General features: G+C 62.4%; 17 protein-coding genes and 6 tRNA genes. 16 read left to right on the forward strand and 7 right to left on the reverse strand.

The window, feature by feature from the left end; translation table 11 throughout:
• Positions 1–174: 174 nt before the first annotated feature.
• Both B0G73_RS08000 and B0G73_RS08005 read left to right on the forward strand, forming a co-directional pair.
• Positions 175–1,425, forward strand: coding sequence for an aspartate kinase (locus B0G73_RS08000; RefSeq protein WP_106279546.1), 1,251 nt, complete (start codon positions 175–177; stop codon positions 1,423–1,425).
• A gap of 191 nt (positions 1,426–1,616) precedes the next feature.
• A tRNA-Ser gene (locus tag B0G73_RS08005) sits at positions 1,617–1,710 on the forward strand.
• A gap of 148 nt (positions 1,711–1,858) precedes the next feature.
• Here the strand turns inward: B0G73_RS08005 and B0G73_RS08010 are convergent.
• The 4 genes from B0G73_RS08010 to B0G73_RS08025 all read right to left on the reverse strand — a co-directional run bounded on the left by B0G73_RS08010 (position 1,859) and on the right by B0G73_RS08025 (position 7,911).
• Positions 1,859–2,770, reverse strand: a complete 912-nt coding sequence (locus B0G73_RS08010; protein ID WP_106279548.1) for an amidohydrolase — start codon at positions 2,768–2,770, stop codon at positions 1,859–1,861.
• A 158-nt stretch (positions 2,771–2,928) separates the two neighbouring features.
• Positions 2,929–4,113, reverse strand: coding sequence for a porin (locus tag B0G73_RS08015; protein ID WP_106279550.1), 1,185 nt, complete (start codon positions 4,111–4,113; stop codon positions 2,929–2,931).
• Positions 4,114–4,176: 63 nt separating this feature from the next.
• Complete coding sequence (locus tag B0G73_RS08020; protein WP_106279551.1) at positions 4,177–6,600, reverse strand: glycoside hydrolase family 31 protein; 2,424 nt, start codon at positions 6,598–6,600, stop codon at positions 4,177–4,179.
• Positions 6,601–6,624: 24 nt separating this feature from the next.
• Positions 6,625–7,911, reverse strand: a complete 1,287-nt coding sequence (locus tag B0G73_RS08025; protein ID WP_106279553.1) for an MFS transporter — start codon at positions 7,909–7,911, stop codon at positions 6,625–6,627.
• Between the two features lie 687 nt (positions 7,912–8,598).
• Between B0G73_RS08025 and B0G73_RS08030 the strand changes: the two genes are divergently transcribed.
• The gene (locus B0G73_RS08030; RefSeq protein ID WP_106279555.1) at positions 8,599–8,946 is read left to right on the forward strand and encodes a hypothetical protein; all 348 of its coding nucleotides are present in this window, start codon (positions 8,599–8,601) and stop codon (positions 8,944–8,946) included.
• Between the two features lie 155 nt (positions 8,947–9,101).
• On the opposite strand, the gene fabI is transcribed toward B0G73_RS08030, so the two are convergent.
• Complete coding sequence (gene fabI / locus B0G73_RS08035; RefSeq protein ID WP_106279557.1) at positions 9,102–9,893, reverse strand: enoyl-ACP reductase FabI; 792 nt, start codon at positions 9,891–9,893, stop codon at positions 9,102–9,104.
• A 258-nt stretch (positions 9,894–10,151) separates the two neighbouring features.
• Between fabI and B0G73_RS08040 the strand changes: the two genes are divergently transcribed.
• The 5 genes from B0G73_RS08040 (at position 10,152) to B0G73_RS08060 (ending at position 16,594) form a co-directional block, all read left to right on the forward strand.
• Positions 10,152–11,981: an extracellular solute-binding protein gene (locus B0G73_RS08040; protein ID WP_258193224.1), complete on the forward strand. Its 1,830-nt coding sequence runs from the start codon at positions 10,152–10,154 to the stop codon at positions 11,979–11,981.
• Positions 11,982–12,016: 35 nt separating this feature from the next.
• A complete protein-coding gene (locus tag B0G73_RS08045; RefSeq protein ID WP_106279561.1) occupies positions 12,017–13,054 on the forward strand; it encodes a microcin C ABC transporter permease YejB in 1,038 nt (345 codons plus the stop codon).
• Positions 13,054–14,160, forward strand: a complete 1,107-nt coding sequence (locus B0G73_RS08050) for an ABC transporter permease (RefSeq protein ID WP_106279563.1) — start codon at positions 13,054–13,056, stop codon at positions 14,158–14,160. The genes B0G73_RS08045 and B0G73_RS08050 overlap by 1 nt, the downstream gene beginning before the upstream one ends.
• The gene (locus tag B0G73_RS08055; RefSeq protein ID WP_106279565.1) at positions 14,157–15,791 is read left to right on the forward strand and encodes an ABC transporter ATP-binding protein; all 1,635 of its coding nucleotides are present in this window, start codon (positions 14,157–14,159) and stop codon (positions 15,789–15,791) included. Before B0G73_RS08050 ends, B0G73_RS08055 begins: the two co-directional genes overlap by 4 nt.
• A gap of 137 nt (positions 15,792–15,928) precedes the next feature.
• Positions 15,929–16,594, forward strand: coding sequence for a C40 family peptidase (locus B0G73_RS08060; RefSeq protein WP_106279567.1), 666 nt, complete (start codon positions 15,929–15,931; stop codon positions 16,592–16,594).
• Positions 16,595–16,717: 123 nt separating this feature from the next.
• Here B0G73_RS08060 and B0G73_RS08065 read toward each other — a convergent pair whose 3' ends face one another.
• Positions 16,718–17,668 (reverse strand): patatin-like phospholipase family protein, encoded by a 951-nt coding sequence (locus B0G73_RS08065; protein ID WP_106279569.1) that lies wholly within the window; start codon positions 17,666–17,668, stop codon positions 16,718–16,720.
• 406 nt (positions 17,669–18,074) lie between these two features.
• Here B0G73_RS08065 and gltX point away from each other — a divergent pair, with 406 nt between their 5' ends.
• The 7 genes from gltX to B0G73_RS08100 all read left to right on the forward strand — a co-directional run bounded on the left by gltX (position 18,075) and on the right by B0G73_RS08100 (position 21,001).
• Positions 18,075–19,484, forward strand: coding sequence for a glutamate--tRNA ligase (gene gltX / locus B0G73_RS08070; protein ID WP_106279571.1), 1,410 nt, complete (start codon positions 18,075–18,077; stop codon positions 19,482–19,484).
• A 122-nt stretch (positions 19,485–19,606) separates the two neighbouring features.
• Positions 19,607–19,682 (forward strand) — tRNA-Ala (locus B0G73_RS08075).
• Between the two features lie 155 nt (positions 19,683–19,837).
• Positions 19,838–19,913 (forward strand) — tRNA-Glu (locus tag B0G73_RS08080).
• A 97-nt stretch (positions 19,914–20,010) separates the two neighbouring features.
• Positions 20,011–20,087 (forward strand) — tRNA-Asp (locus B0G73_RS08085).
• Positions 20,088–20,148: 61 nt separating this feature from the next.
• A tRNA-Glu gene (locus tag B0G73_RS08090) sits at positions 20,149–20,224 on the forward strand.
• A 93-nt stretch (positions 20,225–20,317) separates the two neighbouring features.
• Positions 20,318–20,394, forward strand: a tRNA-Asp gene (locus B0G73_RS08095).
• 142 nt (positions 20,395–20,536) lie between these two features.
• On the forward strand, positions 20,537–21,001 hold the full coding sequence (locus B0G73_RS08100; protein WP_106279573.1) for a GNAT family N-acetyltransferase: 465 nt from the start codon (positions 20,537–20,539) through the stop codon (positions 20,999–21,001).
• A 36-nt stretch (positions 21,002–21,037) separates the two neighbouring features.
• Here B0G73_RS08100 and B0G73_RS08105 read toward each other — a convergent pair whose 3' ends face one another.
• On the reverse strand, positions 21,038–21,937 hold the full coding sequence (locus B0G73_RS08105) for a helix-turn-helix domain-containing protein (protein WP_106279575.1): 900 nt from the start codon (positions 21,935–21,937) through the stop codon (positions 21,038–21,040).
• Positions 21,938–22,111: 174 nt separating this feature from the next.
• On the opposite strand from B0G73_RS08105, the gene rraA reads away from it, so the two are divergent.
• Complete coding sequence (gene rraA, locus B0G73_RS08110) at positions 22,112–22,606, forward strand: ribonuclease E activity regulator RraA (protein WP_106279577.1); 495 nt, start codon at positions 22,112–22,114, stop codon at positions 22,604–22,606.
• Position 22,607 lies beyond the last annotated feature (1 nt).

Consider the following 22,607-nt stretch of genomic DNA (forward strand, 5'->3'; position numbering starts at 1 on the left):
TCGTTTCCGGTAAGCCATCAGCGATCATTCCCGGGCAAATCCGCGCGTGCTGCACGCGTGCTGCATTTACGCCGCCACACACTCTGCCGTCGTTCACAAGACGTTGCGCTTCTGTGCTTTTGTGCGGTCGTCTCCAGCGCGCCAGCGCGGTTTCTCCTCCAGTTCAGAACGACAATGGCACTCATCGTACACAAATACGGCGGCACCTCGATGGGCTCGGTCGAGCGCATCAAGAACGTCGCCAAGCGCGTCGCGAAATGGCACAAGGCTGGCCACAAGATGGTCGTCGTGCCGTCGGCGATGTCCGGCGAAACCAACCGCTTGCTCGGTCTCGCGAAGGAAATCACCGGTCAGCCGAGCCCACGTGAACTCGACATGATTGCCGCCACGGGCGAGCAGGTCAGCTCGGGTCTGCTCGCCATCGCGCTGCAGGAAGCCGGCGTCGACGCGGTCAGCTACGCCGGCTGGCAAGTGCCGGTCAAAACGGATAGCGCGTTCACGAAAGCGCGCATTAGCGAAATCGACGGCGAGCGCGTGCTGCGCGATCTCGACGCGGGCAAGGTGGTGGTGATCACCGGCTTCCAGGGTATCGATCCTGACGGCAACATCACCACGCTCGGCCGCGGCGGTTCGGATACGTCGGCGGTCGCGGTCGCGGCTGCGTTGAAAGCCGATGAATGCCTGATTTACACGGACGTCGACGGCGTCTACACGACCGACCCGCGCGTGGTGGAAGAAGCGCGCCGGCTCGATCGCGTGACGTTCGAAGAAATGCTGGAAATGGCAAGCCTGGGTTCGAAGGTGCTGCAGATCCGCTCGGTGGAATTCGCCGGCAAATATCAGGTGAAGACACGTGTGTTGTCGAGCCTGACCGATCCGCTGATACCGCTCGACGCTGAAATGAAGTCGGGCACCCTGATTACTTTTGAAGAAGACGAGACCATGGAAAAAGCAGTCATCTCGGGCATCGCGTTTCAGCGCGACGAAGCTCGTATCGCCGTGATGGGTGTGCCCGACAAGCCGGGCATCGCGTATCAGATTCTCGGCCCGGTGGCGGACGCGAATATCGACGTCGACATGATCATCCAGAACCAGAGCGTGGAAGGCAAAACGGCGTTCACGTTCACGGTCGGCCGCGGCGACTATCAACGCGCCATGGACATCCTCACGAACCAGGTGAAAGGCCACGTGCAGGCCGAGCAGGTGCTGGGCGATCCGAAGGTGTCGAAGGTCTCGGTGGTGGGCGTCGGCATGCGCTCGCATGTGGGTATCGCGAGCACGATGTTCCGCACGCTGTCGGAAGAGGGCATCAACATCCAGATGATCTCGACCTCCGAAATCAAGATATCGGTGCTGATCGACGAGAAGTACATGGAGCTCGCCGTGCGTGCGCTGCATAAAGCGTTCGAACTGGATCAGGCGTAAGTGGTTTTGAATAGACGGGGCGTGCAAGAGCGCCCCGTTTGTTTTGTGCGGCCGCGGTGACCTAGGGGAATAAATTGCGTCGCCAATGACGAAACTGGCACAAAAACTGTCCGCCAGACATTGACCTTCGCGGTTCGGCCCGCTATTATCTTGGCTTCGTCGCGCTGACTCCCTGCGCGACCGAAAGTTTGGGAGACGTGGCCGAGAGGTCGAAGGCACTCCCCTGCTAAGGGAGCATCTGGGCCAAAACCTGGATCGAGGGTTCGAATCCCTCCGTCTCCGCCAGAAGTGGTAGAGAGAACCCCGCAGAGTCTAGGCTCTGCGGGGTTTTTGTTTTTTTGGGTATTGCAGTTCAAACGGATCAGCACGACAACGGTTCGCTTCACCCTCGTTCGCAGCGATACGCGCAGTCCAGTTCTCCCGCAACCAACATTTAGCTCAGCTTGTAAATCGCCGCGGCCGTGTCATGCAGAAGTCTTCGCTGCTCCGAAACGCTGAATTCCGCTATCACCTCAAAGTACGCGCGATACAGCTTTTCGAAGCTGCAGGCCAGCTTGCTTATTGGCATATGACTGGCAAACATGCATCGACCGGGGCCGAAGACTTCAATGGTTTCCAGTATCCAGGGCCGGACCTGAGCGACCGTCCAATGAATGCCGAAGATGCACTCCAGCCCGAATATTTTCACTGCCACATTGGGACACGCGCTCACCGCGTTCATTTCACGTTTCCACGCCGCTCGGCCTTCGCTGGTCAGGTCAAGTGGCCAGCCCATGACGGGCAGCACGAACTGAGTGTCGGGAAACGCAGTCGCCAGCGAAGCAAGTTCGGGCAGTTGTGGCGCGAACATTTCGAGTTCGCAAATCACGCCACGTCCGCGCAGCGACGCGAGTCCGCGTCGCCATGCCTGGTCCGACATGAGGTCCGGCCTTGGCGCATAGCGAAGCAGCGGGTTCGCCGGATGCCAGCCCAGATGCTGGCGAACGCAACGGATCCGTTGCGCTGACGAATACGCGTCTAGTGTGGCCGGCAGATCAGGACTCGAAAAATCGACCAGAGCGATGATGCCGTCGGGGCGTCGTGTCGCGTCCGCCAGTTCCTGTGCCCAGCCTGCCTCGCCCACCGGATCGGTCGACATGAATTCCGCCCAGACTGTGCCGACGACATTTAACGCGCTCGTGTCGCGCGCGTAGTCGTCGGGTAAGTAGATGCGGGGGAGCGCGCCGTAATCGCCGACGAGCGCTTCGAAGCCTTCGCTGCGCGTCGCGAAGACGGGATAAAGGAAGCGTCGGGCGTCGTAGAAGTGTTGGTGACAGTCAAGGATCGGCAGGGCGGCGCAGTCCATCGTCCAGGTCTCCGTACGAGAGCCGGCACTGAAGCACAGTGCCTGTCCAGCGAGGTTAGCACGAGTCGCTTCTGCATCCCGCGAAGTCCCTCGGCGTGTTCTTGCAGCCGATTCTCTTCGCGGGTTCACCGTCGCTTAATTGCCTCTTCAGGTCGCCCTCAAAACGCGTGCCTCAACCCCACCGTCCCGACAAACTGCGAAGGTCCCGATGACGGCGTCGTATTCTGCGAATCCCCGACCACGGCCACCGCGTCAGTGATGCTCGTGGCGCCGCCCGCCGCGATCAGCGTCTTGCCGCGCGCGAGCTGATATGCTTCCAGTGCGTACAACGTGGTGCGCGCCGAGAGGTTATAGGTCTGCTCCAGCGAAATCTGGTGATAACGCGCCGGATCGCTCATGCCATTCGCCTTGCTTGCGCGCGTATAGCTGTAGCCGGCGCCGACGATCACCGCCGGCGTAATCCGATACGTCGAAATCACGCCGTACGTGTTGAATACCGCTTCGCCGGCAAATAGCGAACCGGAGCCCGGCGCATACTGAACGTTCGAATAGTTGACGCCGACCATCAGGTCCCGCAGGTTATAACGAGCGGCCGCGGCGAACAGTTGCGCGCTGCGTGCCGTCGCATAACCGCTATTCACCGGCGAGTTGATGGCGAAGGTGCCGAGCGCCGCGCTCGTCGCAATGTCTTTCAGCTTGACATAGCCCGCCGCGACCGCGAACGGCTTGTAGTCGTAGCGAAACGCCGCGCTGAAATTGCTGCCGTTGGCCACGCTGCCCGGCACGCCGCCCAAGCCGTATTGCGCGCTAAATTGCAGGCCGGCGATGTTCGGCGATAGATAGGTTACCGAATTATTGAAGCGCAGCGTGGTGTCGAGCGCATCGACATCGCCTGGGTGCGCGCCGGTGGCGCCGGTCAGCACGCCGGTCGGCCCGAGTGCGCCGACCATCTGGAAGTAGGGGGTGTATTGACGGCCGAGCGTGAAGGTCCCGTACCGGCCGTTGCTCAGCCCGACATAGGCCTGCCGATTGAATAGGAAACCCGCGCTGCTCTGCGCGCCCGTCAGCGAGTTGAAGCCGCTCTCCAGCCGGAAAATCGCTTTCGTGCCGCCGCCGATGTCTTCCGAACCGAGCAAGCCGAACTTGCTCGCCTGCAGGTTGCCCTGACTCATGTAGAAGTTGGCGTGACCGCGCTGATTGCTGACATAGGTGAACGCGTTATCGACGACACCGTACAACGTGACGCTGCTTTGCGCCGTCGCGTCGCTCGACAGCGCGGCGCCCGCGAACGGCAGGCACGAGAGGACGAGTGCGCGCGTACGCGCACGCTTGAATGAGTTCATCGCTTGCAGGTCTCCGGATTAGATGAGCGGCCTGAGTGCTTCAGGCCGGTGATGCGGGCTTGTTTAGTGGGCCATGGAAATCGTCAGGCATCGCCAGCCGTCGGCGGTGTGATCGGCCACGAGCGCGCCGCCGATGCATTCGACCGCGCGCGCTTCGTCCTTCGGCACAAAGATCCGGACTTCGCGCTGCGGCTGCGGCATCCAGCCTTCGCGTTCGACCGAGACGCGCAAGGTGCTCGCGTCGCCGGCCAGCGTGATGTGCCAGCGGCCTTGTGCGCCTTCTCGCCAGGCTTCGCTCTCGCCGTCGTCTTCGACGCAGCCGCCGCGCGTGGTGCCAACGCCGGCATGCGGCACGGCGATGAACGCGCGTTCGTCGGCGGGGCGGCCGAAGTGTTGTTCAGCCACGTTCAATGGAATCACGCTGCCCTCGCGCAGCAGGATCACCGGCTGCTCGAACGGCGCGGGCAGGTTCACGGTCTGGCCGCCGTCGAACGTTTCGCCGCCCCAGTACGCCACCCAGCGCGAGCCGGACGGCAGATACACGTCACGCGTCGACTGGCCCGCGTCGACCACCGGCGCGACCAGCATCGAGGAACCGAGCATCATGTCGTCGCCGTCCACGAGGCAGCGCGGGTCGCGGGGAAACTCGGCGAACATCGGGCGCAAGACGGGTTCGTAGGCACTGTGAGACTGCCAGAGCAACTCGTACAGGTAAGGAATGAAGCGGTAGCGCAGTTTGATCAGCGCGGCAACCTGCGGCGTGATTTCGGGGTACATCCACGGTTCATTGACGGTGCCATCGTCGTTCCACGAATGAATGCTGAAGCGCGGCAGGAAGATGCCGAACGCGACCCAGCGCGCGAACAGTTCCGGGCCCGGCGCCGGGCCGGAGAATCCGCCGATGTCGTGGCCGCTGTTGGAGATGCCGGACATGGCTAGGCCGAGGCCCATCTTCAGATTGAAGCGCAGCGTTTCCCACGACGTGTAATTGTCGCCGGACCAGGTCTGCACATAGCGATGCATGCCGACGCCGCCCGAACGCGACACGAGAAAGGGCCGCTTCTCAGGCGCGTGCTCGCGCTGCGCGTCGTGCGACGCGCGCATCATCAATTGCGTTTGCAGCACCTTGGCCTCGCGCGCCGGATACGCCGCGCCGAAGCCGCGTGCGATCGCGTCGGGCGACCAGATCTCGAATTCGTTGTTGTCGTTCCACGTGGCCGCGATGCCGTGTTTCAGGAGACTGTCCTTGACGCGCGCCTTCCACCAGTCGATGGTGTCGGGATTGGTGAAATCCAGATACGCGCCCACTTCGTCCCAGAACTGCACCCAGGCAGGATTGCCGTCGCGCGACTCGATCAGCAGGCCGGCTCGGGCAACGTCCGCGAAGGCGGGATGGTCCTGCAGCAGGCAAGGTTTGATGTTCGCGCACAGACGCACGCCGTGGTCGAGATAGCTCTGCACGAAGCCGTCGATATCTGGAAACTTCTCGTGATTCCAGTTGAACACGTAGCGCTTCGCGCCAATTGACGTATAGCCCGACGACAGATGGAACGAATCGCACAGCACGTCGTGTTCGCCGCATCGTTCGATGAATTCGCCCATGCGTTGCTGCGCGTCGGGCGCATCGGTGTAGCTCATCGTCGAGCCGGAATAGCCGAGTCCCCACTTCGGCATCCACGCCGGCCGTCCGGTCAGCCATGTAAAACGACGCACCGCGTGCAGGGGCGTGCCCGCCGACGCGATGAAGTAATAGTCGAGATCGCCATGCTCGGCGACGAAGTGGCGGTAGTGGCCGTGATAGTTGTCCAGCTCGCGGCCCATGTCGAAGCGGCAATCGGCGAGCGTGTCGTAGAAAAGTCCGAAGCCCGTCGACGTCTGCGGCTGCCAGGTCACGTAGAACGGGATGTGCTTGTAGAGCGGATCGGTGGTGCGCGCGCTGTAGCCCATCGCGTCGATATTGCGCATCTCGTAGCTTTGCTGCGCGCGATCCAGCGAACCGGCGCGCTCGCCGAGGCCGACATACATTTCGTCCCGGCGCCGCTCGATGTAGTGATACACGCGCTCGCCCCACCAGCCGAAGTTATACGCCTGCGTCTTGCGATCGCTCATCACGCGCTGCCATGCGCCGTCGTGCAGGATGTCCCACGTGCAGAAACCGCCGTCGAGCGTGACCGTCAGGCGGATGCGCGCCGTTTCGATCACCACCTGTTGCGCGTCGCTCGATACCTCGAATGGCGGCGGCGTGAAGCCGCGCAGGTCGCGCCGCTCGCGCCCTTCGAGCGCGACGTCGTCTTCGCCCGGCGCAATCGACCAGGTGCGCGGCCCGTGCAGTTCGCCGTCAGGCAGCACGAGCACGCGGATGATGTCTTCGGCGAGCACGAACAGTTCGATCCGGCACGGCGCCTGCGCGGCGAGGACGATGTGATTGCCGGTCTGTGTCGACAGCGAGAAGCGCGGCGGGTGCTTCAGATTCGTCGGTGAATGCATGATGTGTCTTCGATTCGATTGAGGTCACGCAGCGGGGCTGGCGCTGCTATCGGTTTGATGCGGACGCGCGTCGCGGGTCACGCCGCGCATCAGGATGATCAGCAGCGTGGCGCCGATCAGATCGAAAGCGCCGAGTGCGCCGAAGAGCGGCGTGTAGCCGATCGAATCGGCAAGGGCGCCCACCAGCAGCGAAAAGCCGAGGCCGCCGATCCACGCGGACATGCCCGCAAAACCGGCGACAGTGCCGACTTCGCTGGGATCGAACACGTCGGCGGCGAGCGTATTCACGAGCGCCGAGATCATCTGGTGCGCGAAGCCGCCCACGCAGAAGAGCGCAATGGCCTGATACGGCGACGCGACGAGACCGATGCACGCGGGTCCGAGCATCATGAGCGCGCCGAGCACGACGCCCGCGATGCGCGACCAGATCAGCGGCACACGCAGATGCTTCATCAGGAACGGCGACAGGTAACCGCCGAACAAGCCGCCCAGATCGGCGGCGAGAAAGGGCAGCCACGCGAACATCGCGATCTGCTTCAGATCCATATGGCGTTGTGTGGCGAGATACAGGGGAATCCAGAAGCTGAATGTCTGCCAGGCCGGTTCGGCGAAAAAACGTGCCTGGGCGATCGCCCAGAAGCGGCGCGTGCGCAGCACTTCGCGGATGCTGCGCCGCTGCGGCGCGCCCGGCGTCTGGCCGCCGACGATCGTCTCGCGCTCCGCCTCGCTGATGCGGGCGTGCTCAGTCGGCGATCGGTACAGCAGATACCAGGCAGCGGCCCAGACGAAGCCGAGTGCGCCGGTCACGGCAAAGGCGCTTTGCCAGCCGTATCGCAACGAGAGAAACACGACAAGCGGGGGAGCTAGCAGCGAACCCAGCGAGGTGCCCGCATTGAAGTAGCCTACCGCGACGGACTTCTCGCGATTGGGAAACCATTCGGCGACCACCTTCATGCCCGCGGGAATAGCGACGGCTTCGGTCAGGCCCATGAGTCCGCGCAAAGCCGCGAGCGAAAGCCAGCCGCTCGCGAAGCCGTGCAGCACGCCTGTCAGCGACCACAGGCAGGCGAATAGCGCAAAGCCGAGCCGCAACCCGATCAGATCGATGATCAGCCCGCAGATGGGCTGCATGATCGTGTAGCCGACCTGAAAGGCGCCCACTACGTACGAGTATTGCTGCGTGCTCATGTGCAGCAACTTCATCAACTCCGGCGCCATCACGCCGAGTGCGTTGCGCGACAGGTAGTTGACGATCGTCCCGAGACACACGAGCGCGATGATCCACCAGCGCAAACCAATGATTGTTTTCAAAATCTGTCTCCATACGCGAAGTGTTCGGTGGCTGGCCGTTGGGAAGGCGGTTGTGCGCGAATTCGAACATTTATCTTCGTTTAGTGTCAGTCATCGTATCACTGATATCGCTGCAGAATACTAGGGGAAAACCATGCATTCAGATCGAGTTATGCAGGGAATTGTCAATGAAACAGGTCTTTGGGTGATGTGCGACCGGGTAGATGTCGGACAACCGGCTACTTCTTGATTTTTCTGTCAATGTTCTTTCGAACATCGAATGTTCGTTTCGCGCATGGGACGCAAATGCCGGATCGCTGGGCGTGTTTGCGGTGGCGACCGTGTGTTGATGCCGTCAACTTGTCTTGAGGTAGGAGCCGGCTCGACTGGCGTCTCGAAATCGGCAGCACTCGAACCGTGCCAGGCGGATCAGAACGTCTCTGTGTCGAGGCAGGGCAGGGCATTGAGGAAATAGTAATTCGATATCCTACGGATTTCGTCCGCGCTGCGAACAGAGCCGCCTCGCGCTTGGCCCGCTCCGATTACAACGCCACCGCCTTTTCACCAAAAGCATGTCCGATGTAACGAGACGTAACCGCGCGGCGATGCGTGCGATGTTATGCATCAGTTATTACAAAGTTGAAATACGCGGTGCGGCGCCTTGCGCTATATTTCCGCCAACAACACATTCTTCTAAAAGGGTGATCGATGAAGTCCGCTCGTCTTGTTCCACTTTTGATCGGGGTTTTCGCACTGGGTGCGTCGGGTGCCGCAATGGCCGGCGGTGTCAACATCGGCGTCAACATCGGTATTCCCGCGCCGGTCTACGTCGCGCCGGCACCGGTATACGCACCGCCGCCGCCGCCTCCTCCGCCGGTCATTTATCAACCGGCACCCGTCTACTACGGCGGCCCGGCGGTCGTGATCGGCTGGCATGGCGACCGCTACTGGGACGGCCGCCGCTACTGGGGGCGCGACGACTGGTATCGTCATCATCCCCCGGGCCATTACAACTACGGCCGGGACCATTACGACAATCATCGCGGCTGGCACTAAGCGTTCAGCCCGCGGTTGATCGGATCGCGAGGTCAAAGAAAAACCGCCCAAGTGGGCGGTTTTTTCGTTGGACTTCTGTCATAAGTTCTGCCATCAGCCCGTAAAACGCAGCGACGAGTGCGGAGCATTACGCGTTCACGCGGAACCTTTGTCGTTCATTCCGCCACGGCGGCCATGCCGCCCACCACTGCGTTAAACCCGCTATCCACGTGCACGATTTCCGCCGTCACCCCGGCCGCCAGATCCGATAACAGGAACGCCGCCGTATTCCCGACCTGTTCGATCGTCACGTTGCGCTTGAGCGGCGCGTTCTGTTCGACGAACTCGAGAATCTTGCCGAAGCCCTTGATACCGCTCGCGGCCAGAGTCTTGATCGGACCCGCCGAAATGCCGTTGACGCGCACGCCTTTCGCGCCGAGCGAGACCGCCAGATAACGCACGCTCGCTTCGAGCGAAGCCTTGGCGAGGCCCATGGTGTTGTAATTCGGAATCGCGCGCTCGGCGCCGAGATAGCTGAGCGTGAGCAGCGACGCGTCCGGCGTGAACATGGATTGCGCGGCCTTGGCGAGCGCCGGAAAGCTGTACGCGGAGATGTCGTGCGCGATGCGGAAATTTTCGCGCGTCATGCCGTCGAGGAAATCGCCGGCAATCGCTTCGCGCGGTGCAAAGCCGATCGAATGGACGAGGCCGTCGAGGCCGTCCCAGCGTTGCCGGAGCGAGACGAAGAGGGCGTTGATCTGGGCGTCGTCGGCGACGTCGCAGGGGAATACGAGATCGCTGCCGAACTCGTGGGCGAATTCGGTGATGCGGTCCTTGAAGCGCTCGCCGACATAGGTGAACGCCAACTCGGCGCCTTCACGCTTGCAGGCTTGCGCGATGCCGTAGGCAATCGAACGATTCGACAGCAAGCCGGTCAGCAGGATACGTTTGCCAGCGAGGAAGCCCATGAAATCTCCTGATCGGATCAGCGCGCCACGCACGTCGACACCATGCGCAACGGACGTGCGGATCGCGCGGGTTTATTGGGTAGAATTCTCTCACATTGCACTTGCCCACTGACCATCAAGGCCCCCATGACAACTGGCTCGCGACGGGTTCCAACGCCTCGTGCACTTCGGTGCAGCGCGATTCACCAACCCTCGCGTAACGGCCTTGCGTTTGCGCCGCGTTCCTGGCGCTCCGTCTGCGTCACGATGATGTGCGGCATGCTGGCCGTGGCCGGTCTGCTGGTGGCGCCACGGGCGCACGCGGTCTACGCGATCGCGCAATACGGCGCGCCGAAATATCCGGCGGATTTCAAGCATTTCGACTACGTCAATCCTGATGCGCCGAAGGGCGGCACGCTGGTGCTCGCCAATCCGAGCCGCCTCACCAGCTTCGACAAATTCAATCCGTTCACGCTGCGCGGCAATACGGCGCCCGGTGTCGACCTGATTTTCGAAAGCCTCACCGTCGGCAGCAGCGATGAAGTGGCAACCGCCTACGGGCTGCTCGCCGACGACATCATCATCGCGCCGGATGGCTTGTCGGTGACGTTCCACATCAATCCGCGCGCACGGTTTTCGAACGGCGATCCGGTCACCGCCGACGACGTCAAGTTCTCGCTCGACACGCTCAAAAGCCCACAGGCCGCGCCGCAATTCGCGTCGATCTTCGGCGAAATCACGCGCGCGGTGGTGGTCGATCCGCATACGATCCGCTTCGAGTTTCACCAGCGCAATCGCGAACTGCCCTTGCTCGCGGGCGGCATACCGGTGTTCTCGCGCAAGTGGGGATTGAAGCCGGACGGCAGCCGCATTCCATTCGACCAGCTTGCGTTCGAAAAGCCGATCGGCAGCGGGCCTTATCTGATCGAGCAATACGACAACGGCCGCACGATTACCTACCGGCGCGACCCGAATTACTGGGGCGCGGCGCTGCCGGTGCGCGTCGGCATGAATAACTTCGATCGCGTCGTCTACAAGCTGTATTTGGATAACACGGCGCGGCTGGAGGCGTTCAAGGCGGGCGAGTACGACGCACTGGTCGAGTATGTCGCGCGCAATTGGGTGCGGCGTGACGTCGGCAAAAAATTCGATAGCGGCGAGCTGATCAAGCAGGTGTTCCCGCAACATAACGGCACCGGCATGCAGGGCTTTATGCTGAATACGCGCCGGCCGCTGTTTCAGGACGTTCGCGTGCGCAAGGCACTCGATCTCGCGCTCGACTTTCAATGGCTCAATCGCCAGTTGTTCTTCAATCAGTACACTCGTATCGACAGTTTCTTCGCCAACACCGATCTGCAGGCGAAGGGTCTGCCTTCTCCGGGCGAGTTGGCCTTGCTCGAGCCGTGGCGCGCGAAGCTCGACCCGGCGGTGTTCGGCCTGCCGCCGAAGCAGCCGGATACCGATCCGCCCGGCTCGCTGCGCGCCAATCTGCTGGAAGCGCGCGCGCTGTTGCAGCAGGCCGGCTGGACCTATCGCGACGGCGCATTGCGCAACGCCAAGGGCGAGCCGTTCCGCTTCGAGATTCTCGACGACTCCGGCTCGTCCGCGCAGATGGAGCCGATCGTCGCCACCTTCATCCGCAATCTGCAGAAGCTGGGCATCCAGGCCACGTTTCGCGTGTCGGATTTCGCGGTCTATCAGAAGCGTCTGGACGCCTTCGATTTCGACACCACCACGATCCGCATGCCGGACGTGCAAGTGCCCGGCTCCGAGCAGATCGAACGATTCGGCAGCAAGGCCGCCGATACGCACGGGTCGAATAACATGATCGGGCTGAAGTCGCCTGTGGTGGATGCGATCCTGAGTGCGCTCGTGCATGCGCAAACGCGCGAGCAACTGGTCGACGCCACGCATGCGCTCGACCGTGTGCTGATGCATGGCTACTATGTCGTGCCGCATTGGTACAGCGCCACGCACCGCGTGGCGTTCAAGCGCGGTCTTGCGTGGCCCAAAACGCTGCCTCTGTACTATACGGCGGAAGGCTGGATTACGTCGATGTGGTGGTTCGCGCAGCCACAATCGCAGCCGCAGCCGCCGGCGCGACCTTAAACGCGCCAACGCGTCATTCATTCGGAAACGCCGCCATGTGGAGCTACATCCTCAAACGCCTCCTGCTGATGATCCCGACCTTGCTCGGCGTGCTGACGCTGACCTTCGTCGTGATCCAGTTCGTTCCCGGTGGCCCGGTCGAGCAGATGCAGCACGAGTTGCGCAAAGGCGCGGAAGGCGGCGCGCCGTTCGGTCTGCGCGCGCACAACGGCGTCGACGCGCAGCAGATCGCGCAACTCAAAGCGCTCTACGGGTTCGACAAACCGCCGCTCGAACGCTACGTGCTGATGCTCAAGCGCTTCTCGACTTTCGATCTCGGCCAGAGTTATTTCCGCCATCAAAGCGTGTGGTCGCTGATCGTTTCCAAGCTGCCGGTGTCGATCAGCATCGGCTTATGGACGTTCTTTCTGACGTATCTGATATCGGTGCCGCTAGGCATTGCAAAGGCGGTGCGCAACGGCTCGCGCTTCGACGTCGCGACAAGCCTCGTGGTGCTGGTCGGCTACGCGATTCCGGGCTTCGTGCTGGGCGTATTGCTGCTCGTGCTGTTCGGCGGCGGCACGTTCCTGCAACTGTTCCCGCTGCGCAATCTCACTTCGGACAACTGGGCGCAATTGAGCGTGGCCGGCAAGATTCTCGACTATCTGTGGCATATCGCGTTGCCGATCACGGCCTCGGTGGTGGGCAGTTTCGCCGTCGTCACCATGCTGACGAAAAACGCTTTCCTCGACGAGATCCGCAAGCAATACGTGCTCACCGCGCGTGCCAAAGGTTTGTCGGAAAAGCGCGTGCTGTGGAAGCACGTGTTTCGCAATGCGCTGTTGCCGCTGATCGTCGGCTTTCCGGCCGCGTTTATCGGCGCGTTCTTTACCGGCAGTCTGCTGATCGAAACGCTGTTTTCGCTCGACGGCCTCGGGCTGCTGTCGTACGAATCGGTGGTGCGGCGCGACTATCCGGTCGTGCTCGGCACGCTGTATCTGTTCACGCTGATCGGGCTCGCGACCAAGCTGATTTCCGATCTTTGCTATGTGTGGGTCGATCCCCGCATCCAATTCGAACAACTGGAGCGCTGATGAATCGAGCCCGTCTTTCCGCCGACGCGTCGGCGCGCTCCGAACCGGCGCGCGCGTTCGTCTCGCCTTCGCCGGCCCGCCGTGTGTGGCAGCGTTTTCGCCAGCAGCGTCTGGGCTACTGGAGCCTGATCGTGTTCGTCGTGGCGTTCGCGGCGAGCCTTGCTGGACCGCTGTGGTCGAACGACAAACCGCTCGTGGTGCGCTACGACGGCAGCCTGTATTTTCCGATGTTCAAGACTTACGCCGAGACCACCTTCGGCGGCGACTTCCCGACGCCGGCCGATTATCTCGATCCGTATATCAAGCATCGTTTCGACGCGCCGGGCAATTTCGCCGTGTATCCGCCGAATCGCTACTACTACGACACGCTGAATTACTTTTCGAAAGCGCCGAATCCGGCGCCGCCGTCGCGCGAGAACTGGCTCGGCACCGACGACCGCGGCCGCGACCTGTTTGCGCGTTTGCTGTACGGCTTCCGGGTGTCGGTGGAATTCGGGCTGGTGCTGACGCTGATCGGCACGATACTGGGCATCGCCGCGGGCGCCGTGCAGGGTTATTTCGGAGGACGTATCGATATCATCGGGCAGCGTTTGATCGAAATCTGGAGCGCGATGCCCGAGCTTTACCTGCTGATCATCTTTTCGTCGATCTTCGAACCGGGCTTCATTCTGCTGATCGTACTGCTCTCGTTGTTCGGCTGGATCGGTTTGTCCGATTACGTGCGTGCCGAATTCCTGCGCAATCGTCATCAGGACTACGTGCGGGCGGCACGCGCGATGGGGCTGTCGAACTGGCAGATCATGTGGCGGCATGTGCTGCCCAATAGCCTCACGCCGGTGATCACGTTCCTGCCGTTTCGCATGAGCGGCGCCATTCTCGCGCTGACGAGCCTCGACTTTCTCGGCCTGGGCGTGCCGTCGCCGACACCGAGCCTCGGCGAACTGCTCGCGCAAGGCAAGGCGAATCTCGACGCGTGGTGGATTTCGCTGTCCACCTTCGGTGTGCTGGTGGCGATGCTGTTGCTATTGACCTTCATGGGCGACGCGCTGCGCAACGCACTCGATACCCGTATCTCCGATGCGATGCGTGCCGGAGGCAATCAATGAGCGCGAATTTGCAAAGCAACGCGACATCGGCCGCGACACCGCCGCTGCTCGAACTGGATCATCTGCACGTGCGTTTCGGCGACACCGTCGCGGTGAGCGACGTGACGCTCGCGATCCAGCGCGGCGAGCGCGTGGCATTGGTCGGTGAATCGGGTTCGGGCAAGAGCGTGACCGCGCTGTCGATCCTGCGGCTGCTGAGCGACGCGCAGGTGAGCGGCTCGATCCGTTTCGATGGCGAGGATCTGCTCGGCAGAACCGAGCGCGAGATGCGCGGCCTGCGCGGCTCGGACATCGCGATGATCTTTCAGGAGCCGATGACCGCGCTCAATCCGCTCTACACAGTCGGCGACCAGATCGCGGAAACCATCGTCGTGCATGACGGCGTGAGCGCAAACGAGGCGCGCAAGCGCGCCGTGGCGCTGCTGGGACGCACGGGTATCGCCGAGCCGGGCAAGCGCGTGAACAGCTATCCGCATCAGCTTTCAGGCGGCCAGCGCCAGCGCGCGATGATCGCGATGGCGCTGGCGTGCCGTCCGCGCCTCCTGCTCGCTGACGAGCCGACCACCGCGCTCGACGTGACGATCCGCGCGCAGATCGTCGACCTGCTGCTGGAATTGCAACGCGACGAAGCGGAAAAACGTGGCATGGCCGTGCTGCTGATCACGCACGATCTGAATCTGGTGCGCCATTTCGCGCAACGCATCGCGGTGATGGAGAAGGGCGTGCTGGTGGAGAGCGGGCCGGTCGAACAGGTGTTCGGGTCGCCGCAGCATCCGTACACGCAACGTCTGCTGGCGAGCCGCCCGGAACGCACGGTGGTGCCGGTGCTGCCGATTTCGCCGGTGTTGCTCGAAGCGCGCGGAATCTCGGTCGACTTCAAAACCAAGCTGCCGGGCTTCGGCGGCTGGTTCCGCTCGGGACGGTTTCGCGCGGTCGCGGACGCGAACGTGTCGGTGCGCCAGGGCGAGACACTCGGGATCGTCGGCGAATCGGGTTCGGGCAAGTCGACGCTCGCGATGGCCTTGCTCGGCCTGCAGCGCACCGTGCACGGCGAGGTCGAGTTTCAGGGCAGGGCGCTCGACAGCTATCGTGGCGCCGAACAGACCGCCTTACGGTCGAACATGCAGGTTGTCTTCCAGGATCCGTTTAGTTCGCTTTCGCCGCGGCAGACCATCGAGCGGATCGTCGGCGAAGGGCTCGCGCTGCACCGGCCGGCCATGACGCCGCAAGCGCGCCGCGACAAGATGATCTCGGTGCTGCGCGAGGTCGGCCTCGACCGCACGGTGCTGCAACGCTATCCGCACGAATTCTCCGGCGGGCAACGTCAGCGGATCGCGATTGCGCGCGCGCTGGTTCTCGAACCACGCATTCTGATCCTCGACGAACCGACCTCCGCGCTCGATGTCTCCATTCAACAGCAGGTGCTGAAGCTGCTCGCCGGGTTGCAACGGAAGTACAACCTCGGCTTCGTTTTTATTAGCCACGACTTAGCGGTGATCGGGGCCATGGCGCATCGTGTCGCGGTCATGCAAAACGGTTCGATTATCGAAAGCGGCGAGGTTGAGGAGATTTTTGCGACACCCTCCCACCCGTACACCCGAAAGCTGCTGAAAGCAGCGCTGGACCATTGATTTACCGCTTTTTCACCAATTGGGTGCGCCTCTCGATTGTATTTTTCTATTTGTTTTGACATGTGAATACTTACTGGCTAGTATCGACCAAACTTTTTTCCGTAGACCCCTGATTTTTAGGCAAAAAATACCGACCAATGCAGCACAGAAACCTAACCCAGGCTTGCACGCGCGTCGTCGCCGGGATGTTCATTGGCGTCTTGATGGCAGCAGCTCCCGGCGCGTTCGCCGACGAAGTAAGCAGTTTTAATCAGAATGCCTCATATTCGACCCTCAACGGGTCGAATTCTTTGTCCACCCCTGCCTCGCAAGCAACCGCTCCCACTAGCGACAGCGGCGCCAAATCGTTCCTCTCCGGCATGGCCGGCAAAGCGGGCGATGTGGTTGTCGGTGCGCTGAATATGATCGGCGTGCGCTACCGTTGGGGTGGCAACACCCCGGATTCGGGGCTCGATTGCAGCGGCTTCGTGCGCTACGTATTCCAGGACACGCTCGGTATGGCGCTGCCGCGCCGCGCCGAGGAAATGAGCCGTGTCGGTGAAAAGGTTCGCGTGAGCGACCTGAAGCCGGGCGATCTGGTGTTCTTCAACACCATGCGCCGCACGTTCTCGCACGTCGGCATCTATATCGGCGACAACAAATTCGTGCATTCGCCCTCCACGGGCAGCACGATTCGTGTCGACGACATGGATGACGGCTACTGGGAAAAGCGCTTCACCGGCGCGCGTCGTATCGAGACCTCGTATCAGGAAGGCGAGGATCTGCGCAAGCGCGTGAACGCAACAATCGGCGGCAATCAGTAAGATCGCGGCTGCTGTTCCCGCATGAAAAAGCCTGCTTCGAACGAAGCAGGCTTTTTTGCGTTTGAGCGGCGGACGAGGCCGCCGCGGACCTGCGCGGGTCCGCGCAGCTCCGCGCAGGTCCGTTTACGCCGCGGCCCGGCTCGCCGCCGCCAGCTTGCGCTGCAATTCCGGCATCATCTTCGCCACCGCTTCCTCGCCGGCTAGAATCGCCGCGTTGCGCTGCGAGAAATCGCTGCCGCTCATGGCTGCCAGATTGGGGCGGATCACGACGTCGGCGTATTTGTCGAGTTCATAAGCCTTGATCGTCTGGCCCATGATGGTGAAAGTCTGCATCAGCACGTCGAATGAACTGGCCGTGAGGCCGCTTTCCGGGCGCTGCGAGATATCCACCGCGATCACGAAATCCGCGCCCATCTTGCGCGCGAACGACGCCGGCACCGGGCTCACCAGGCCGCCGTCCACATACTCGTGGCCGCCGATCCTCACCGGCTCGAAAATCGACGGCACGCTGCACGACGCGCGCACCGCGATACCGGTATTGCCGCGCTGGAACAGGATCGGCTGGCCGGTTTTCAGATCGGTGGCGACCACGCCGAGCGGCTTGGCCATCTTCTCGATCGGCCGGTTGTTGAGCGTCGTATTCAGGTAGTTCTGCAGCGCGACGCCTTGCAGAAAGCCGCGCGTGCGAAACGGCATGGCCCAGTCGCTGATCGACGCTTCGTCCATGGTCAATGCGAGCTTGTTCAGTGCGAAGCCGTTCATGCCCGACGCGTACAACGCGCCCACCACCGATCCGGCGCTGGTGCCGGCCACCAGATCGACCTGAATATTGCGCGCCTCGAGCCCCTTGATCACGCCGATGTGCGCGAAGCCGCGCGCGGCACCGCCGCCCAGCGCGAGCGCGATGCGCAGCGGCCGCTGCGGCTTGTCGAGGGGCGGCGTCGGCGTAACGGGTGTGACGGCGACGGGCGTGCTGTCGGTTTTGCCGCCGGTCGTGGTGCAGGCGGCCAGCACCGCGGACGCGGCGGCCAGTGAAAAGTTGCGGCGGGCGAGGCTAGGCGATGAGGGCTTCAACGAGTTCTCCAGCAACGGCGCGGGCGACGCAATCGGCGTCGCCGGTGGCCGCGATCAGGCGGATAGTCAGACGGACGGGATCGCCAGCGGCGATTCCATGCGCCGTGGATCTATCTCCGGCCGCAGCGCGCGCACATCATAAAGCAAAGCCCCGTGCGCGCGGCGGCGTGGTAATGAAACGTTGCAGAGGAAGCCCTTTGACGCTGCGCCGCGCGGCACGCACGCGCCACCTGGCCGTTCGGACGAGGGCGGGTAACACGCCTCTCGAAGGTATAATTCGGCTCTCGCATTTAATTCCTTCGTGCCCATGCACGGCGCTGTTTTGCCGAATGGGCGCGCTCCGCTGCCGCGCTTCGCGGGCGATGTCCGCCCCGAGCGCCGGCGCCCGTCTTCCGAGTAACCGCTAATGACCACCTCTGTTCGTACCCGTTTCGCACCGAGTCCCACCGGCTTCATCCACCTCGGCAACATTCGCTCCGCGCTTTATCCGTGGGCGTTCGCGCGCAAGATGAAAGGGACCTTCGTGCTGCGGATCGAGGACACCGACGTGGAGCGCTCCACCTCCGAATCCGTCGATGCCATTCTCGAAGGCATGGCGTGGCTCGGCCTCGATTTCGACGAGGGCCCGTTCTACCAGATGCAGCGCATGGACCGTTACCGCGAAGTGCTCAAGCAGATGCAGGACGCCGGACTGGTGTACCCGTGCTACATGTCGACGGAAGAACTCGACGCACTGCGCGAGCGTCAACGCGAAGCCGGCGAAAAGCCGCGTTATGACGGCACGTGGCGTCCGGAGCCGGGCAAGGTGCTGCCGCAGCCGCCGGCGGGCGTGCAGCCGGTGCTGCGCTTCCGTAACCCGCTCACCGGCGTGGTGGCGTGGGACGACGCTGTGAAGGGCCGCATCGAGATCTCTAACGAAGAACTCGACGATCTCGTGATCGCGCGCCCGGACGGCACGCCGACCTACAACTTCTGCGTGGTGGTGGACGATCTGGACATGCGCATCACGCACGTGATTCGCGGCGACGATCACGTCAACAACACGCCGCGGCAGATCAACATTCTGCGCGCGCTCGGCGGCGAGCCGCCGGTCTACGCGCATTTGCCGACCGTGCTGAACGAGCAGGGCGAGAAGATGAGCAAGCGCCACGGCGCGATGAGCGTGGTGGGTTATCGTGACGCCGGTTTCCTGCCGGAGGCGGTGGTCAACTATCTGGCGCGCCTCGGCTGGTCGCATGGTGACGCGGAAATCTTCTCGCGCGAGCAGTTCGTCGAGTGGTTCGATCTGGAGCATCTGGGCAAGTCCCCGGCGCAGTACGACCACGACAAGCTGGCCTGGCTGAATGCGCACTACATCAAGGAAGCGGATAACGCACGTCTCGCCGAGCTGGCCAAGCCGTTCTTCACCGAACTGGGTATCGACGAGGCCGCGCTCGCGCAAGGCGCCGATCTGGTGGCTGTGGTCGGCTTGCTGAAGGACCGTGCGTCGACGGTGAAGGAAATCGCTGAGAACGCCGCGATGTTCTATCGCACGCCGGCGCCGGATGCCGAGTCCGTCGCGCAGCACGTGACCGACGTGGTGCGCCCCGCGCTCGCCGATCTGGCCGCCGCGCTCAAGACCGTGGAATGGACCAAGGAAGCGATCGCCGCGGCATTGAAGGCAACGCTTGGCGCGCACAAGCTGAAGATGCCGCAACTGGCGATGCCGGTGCGTCTGCTGGTGGCAGGCACGACCCATACGCCGTCGATCGACAGCGTGCTGATGCTGTTCGGGCGTGACGTCGTGGTGGGCCGTATTGAAAAAGCGCTGGTCTGAGCGCGTTCGCGCGTGCCTTGAGCGGGTTTGCATGCGGCTTTGGAAAAAAGTCGCATGCGATTGCTCAAAGGGTATTTACAAAGCGCAAATTGGCCTCTAGAATCTCGTTTCTGTTCTGCAAGGGGGGTATAGCTCAGCTGGGAGAGCGCTTGCATGGCATGCAAGAGGTCAGCGGTTCGATCCCGCTTACCTCCACCATCAGAGCAGAGTGAAGTTGTTCCGAAGTGTGGAACCTGTAGCAAAAAAGACTTCACAAACAGCGGTAACGTAGTTAGAATATCGGTCTTTGTTGCTGGCAAAACAGAAGTTAGCGTGAGTTAGCAGCAAGATAAAGACAAATCTGAAAAGATTATGTCCCCTTCGTCTAGAGGCCTAGGACATCACCCTTTCACGGTGAGTACAGGGGTTCGAATCCCCTAGGGGACGCCAAACATCAGCGTCGCTTTAGTGTTCGATTTATTCGAGTAGTAAGCGGCACAGCTTGCAGAGAGAAAACCAACGCTCGCAAGTCATTGATAGGCAAACTGGAGCGGTAGTTCAGTTGGTTAGAATACCGGCCTGTCACGCCGGGGGTCGCGGGTTCGAGTCCCGTCCGCTCCGCCAGACAAAGCCCGTTCATACGAACTTGAACGGGCTTTTTCATTAAAGGTGTAAGCAGTACGTTGTCCCCTTCGTCTAGAGGCCTAGGACATCACCCTTTCACGGTGAGTACAGGGGTTCGAATCCCCTAGGGGACGCCAGCAAATCGGCGTCGTTCGGTTGGAAGTTTGAACGGTGCAGCGGTAACGCAGTGGTGAATGAGCCAGTCTCATGAGCCGCGGCGCAAGAAATCTGGAGCGGTAGTTCAGTTGGTTAGAATACCGGCCTGTCACGCCGGGGGTCGCGGGTTCGAGTCCCGTCCGCTCCGCCAGATTTGAGAAAGCCCACTTCGAAAGAAGTGGGCTTTTTTTATTCCACTGTCCGGCGCGCCTGGGTATGCTCGGGACAAACAGCCATTGCCAGCGCGCGTGGCCTGTTTTACCGTTGACCCGACTCTCCCTTGTCGCCCCGCCATGTTCGATCCCACCGAAGCTCCGTTACCGTTTCATCTGCGCAAAGCCAGCATGGACGATTTCGAGTTCGCCGAGGCGCTGACACGCAACAACATGGGCGGCTACTACCATCGCCATCATCTCGTCTGGCGTGGCGATCTGTTTCTCGGCAGCTGGCGCGAGTCGGAGAATTTCATTCTCGAAATGGACGGCACGCCGATCGGCGTGTTGCGCATCACCCAAGAGGGCGATTCGCTGCATATCCGCGACGTGCAGATTGCCGAAGGCCATCGCCGGCTCGGCGCCGGCACTTATCTGCTCGATGTCTCGCATCAATGGGCGCGCGAGCGCGGCCTGCGCGAGTTGCAATTGCGTGTGTTCGTCGACAACCCTGCGGCCCGCCTCTATCAGCGCAAAGGCTACAAGCTGGCCGGGCCGCGTCTTGCCCAACTGGGTGCGATTCGCCATCTGGCGCGACGGGTTTGAGGCGTGGCGTGTGACGCCGCGGTTTTACACACTCACTCAACGCTGCGCATCGCTCTCTGCATCCGCGCGATCCCGCGCCGTCTCGTCGTCCACGTCTGTCTCGCCGTGCTCGCTATGCGCCACCCGATGTTCCGAGCCACGCTCGATAAACGCGCGCGGACTTTCTCCGAAGGCACGGCGGAACATCGCAGAGAACGCGCTCTGGCTTTGATAGCCGAGTTCCAACGCGACATGCGAAAGCGGCCGCCCCTGGCTCAATAGCGGGATCGCGCGCGCCAGAATCGCCTGCTGGCGCCACTGCGAAAAACTCACGCCCAGCTCCTGACGAAACAGCCGCGCAATGGTGCGCGTGCTCGCGCCCACGCTGGACGCCCATTGTTCGAGCGACTCGCCATGCGTCGGGTCGGCAATCACCGCTTCGCACAGCGCGCGCAGACGCTTTTCGTTAGGCATCGGCACGGAGAGCGGCAGCGGCTCCGAGCGAGTCAGTTCGTCGAGTGCGAGGGCGCCCAGCAACCGCTCGCGCGTCGCCGAGATGCCGGGCGTGTCGAGCGCGGCAATCACTTCGCGCAGCAGATCCGAGACTTCGACGACGCGTGGCGTATCGAGACCGGCCGGCACCGTGCTTTCGGTGATGTAGAGCGTGCGCAGGAACGCGTCCTCGACGGCGACCACTTCGTGCGTCACGTGCGGCGGCACCCAGATTGCCCGCGAGGGTGGCACCATCCACGTCGTGCCGGTCGTCGCGACCCGCAGCACGCCGCGCGACGCATAGGCCACCTGCGCCCAAGCATGCGTGTGACGTGCGATGCGCCAGCCCGAGGGCATCTGCCGCGAACGCACACGGATCGGATGCGTTTCGTTCGGCTGGAACTCGGGCGGAATGTCGGCGAAGCGTACGAGGCTCGACAGGTTTGAGTCGGCGGACGAAGTCATGGTGAAGATCGATCCCGATAACGGAACGCGGGCAGCGCGCTCTCCAGGTACGCCGAAAACGCCGCAAGGCAAACCCCCGTGCGGGCGGACAAACCGCCGCGGGCTTCTCATTGTAGGTGTTGCAAAGGACAGGGCGTTGCATAATGTCCCGATTACGGCCCCGAGGAGAACGCCATGAGCTTTGCCACCGCGGACCTGTGCGACGCGCACGAGGACCAGTTGGCGCTCGGCACGTTGCGTGTGCTCGAGCCGGTCTTCCACCTGTTCAGCCGCGCCGAGTGTTTCAGCGGTGAGGCGGTGACGCTGAAGGTATTCGAGGACAACGCCCTCGTGCGGGCCACGCTAGAGGAGAAGGGCGCGGGCCGTGTGCTGGTGATCGACGGTGGCGGCAGCCTGCGTTGCGCGCTGGTCGGCGGCAACCTCGCGCAGATCGCGGAACAGAACGGCTGGGCGGGCATCGTCCTGAACGGCTGTGTGCGCGATGCGCTCGAACTCAACGAGGTGAACGTCGGCATTGCGGCTTTGACCACTTCACCGCGGCGCGGCCGGAAGCTCGGCGCCGGTGAACGCGACGTGGCGGTGCAATTGCCCGGCGCGCTCGTGCGTCCCGGCGAATGGATCTACGTGGATATCGACGGCGTGCTCGTGGCGAGCGCGGCGCTGAACTGAA

Origin of the sequence: Paraburkholderia sp. BL25I1N1 (genome assembly GCF_003002025.1) — a bacterium.
In the GTDB taxonomy this organism is placed as follows: domain Bacteria; phylum Pseudomonadota; class Gammaproteobacteria; order Burkholderiales; family Burkholderiaceae; genus Paraburkholderia.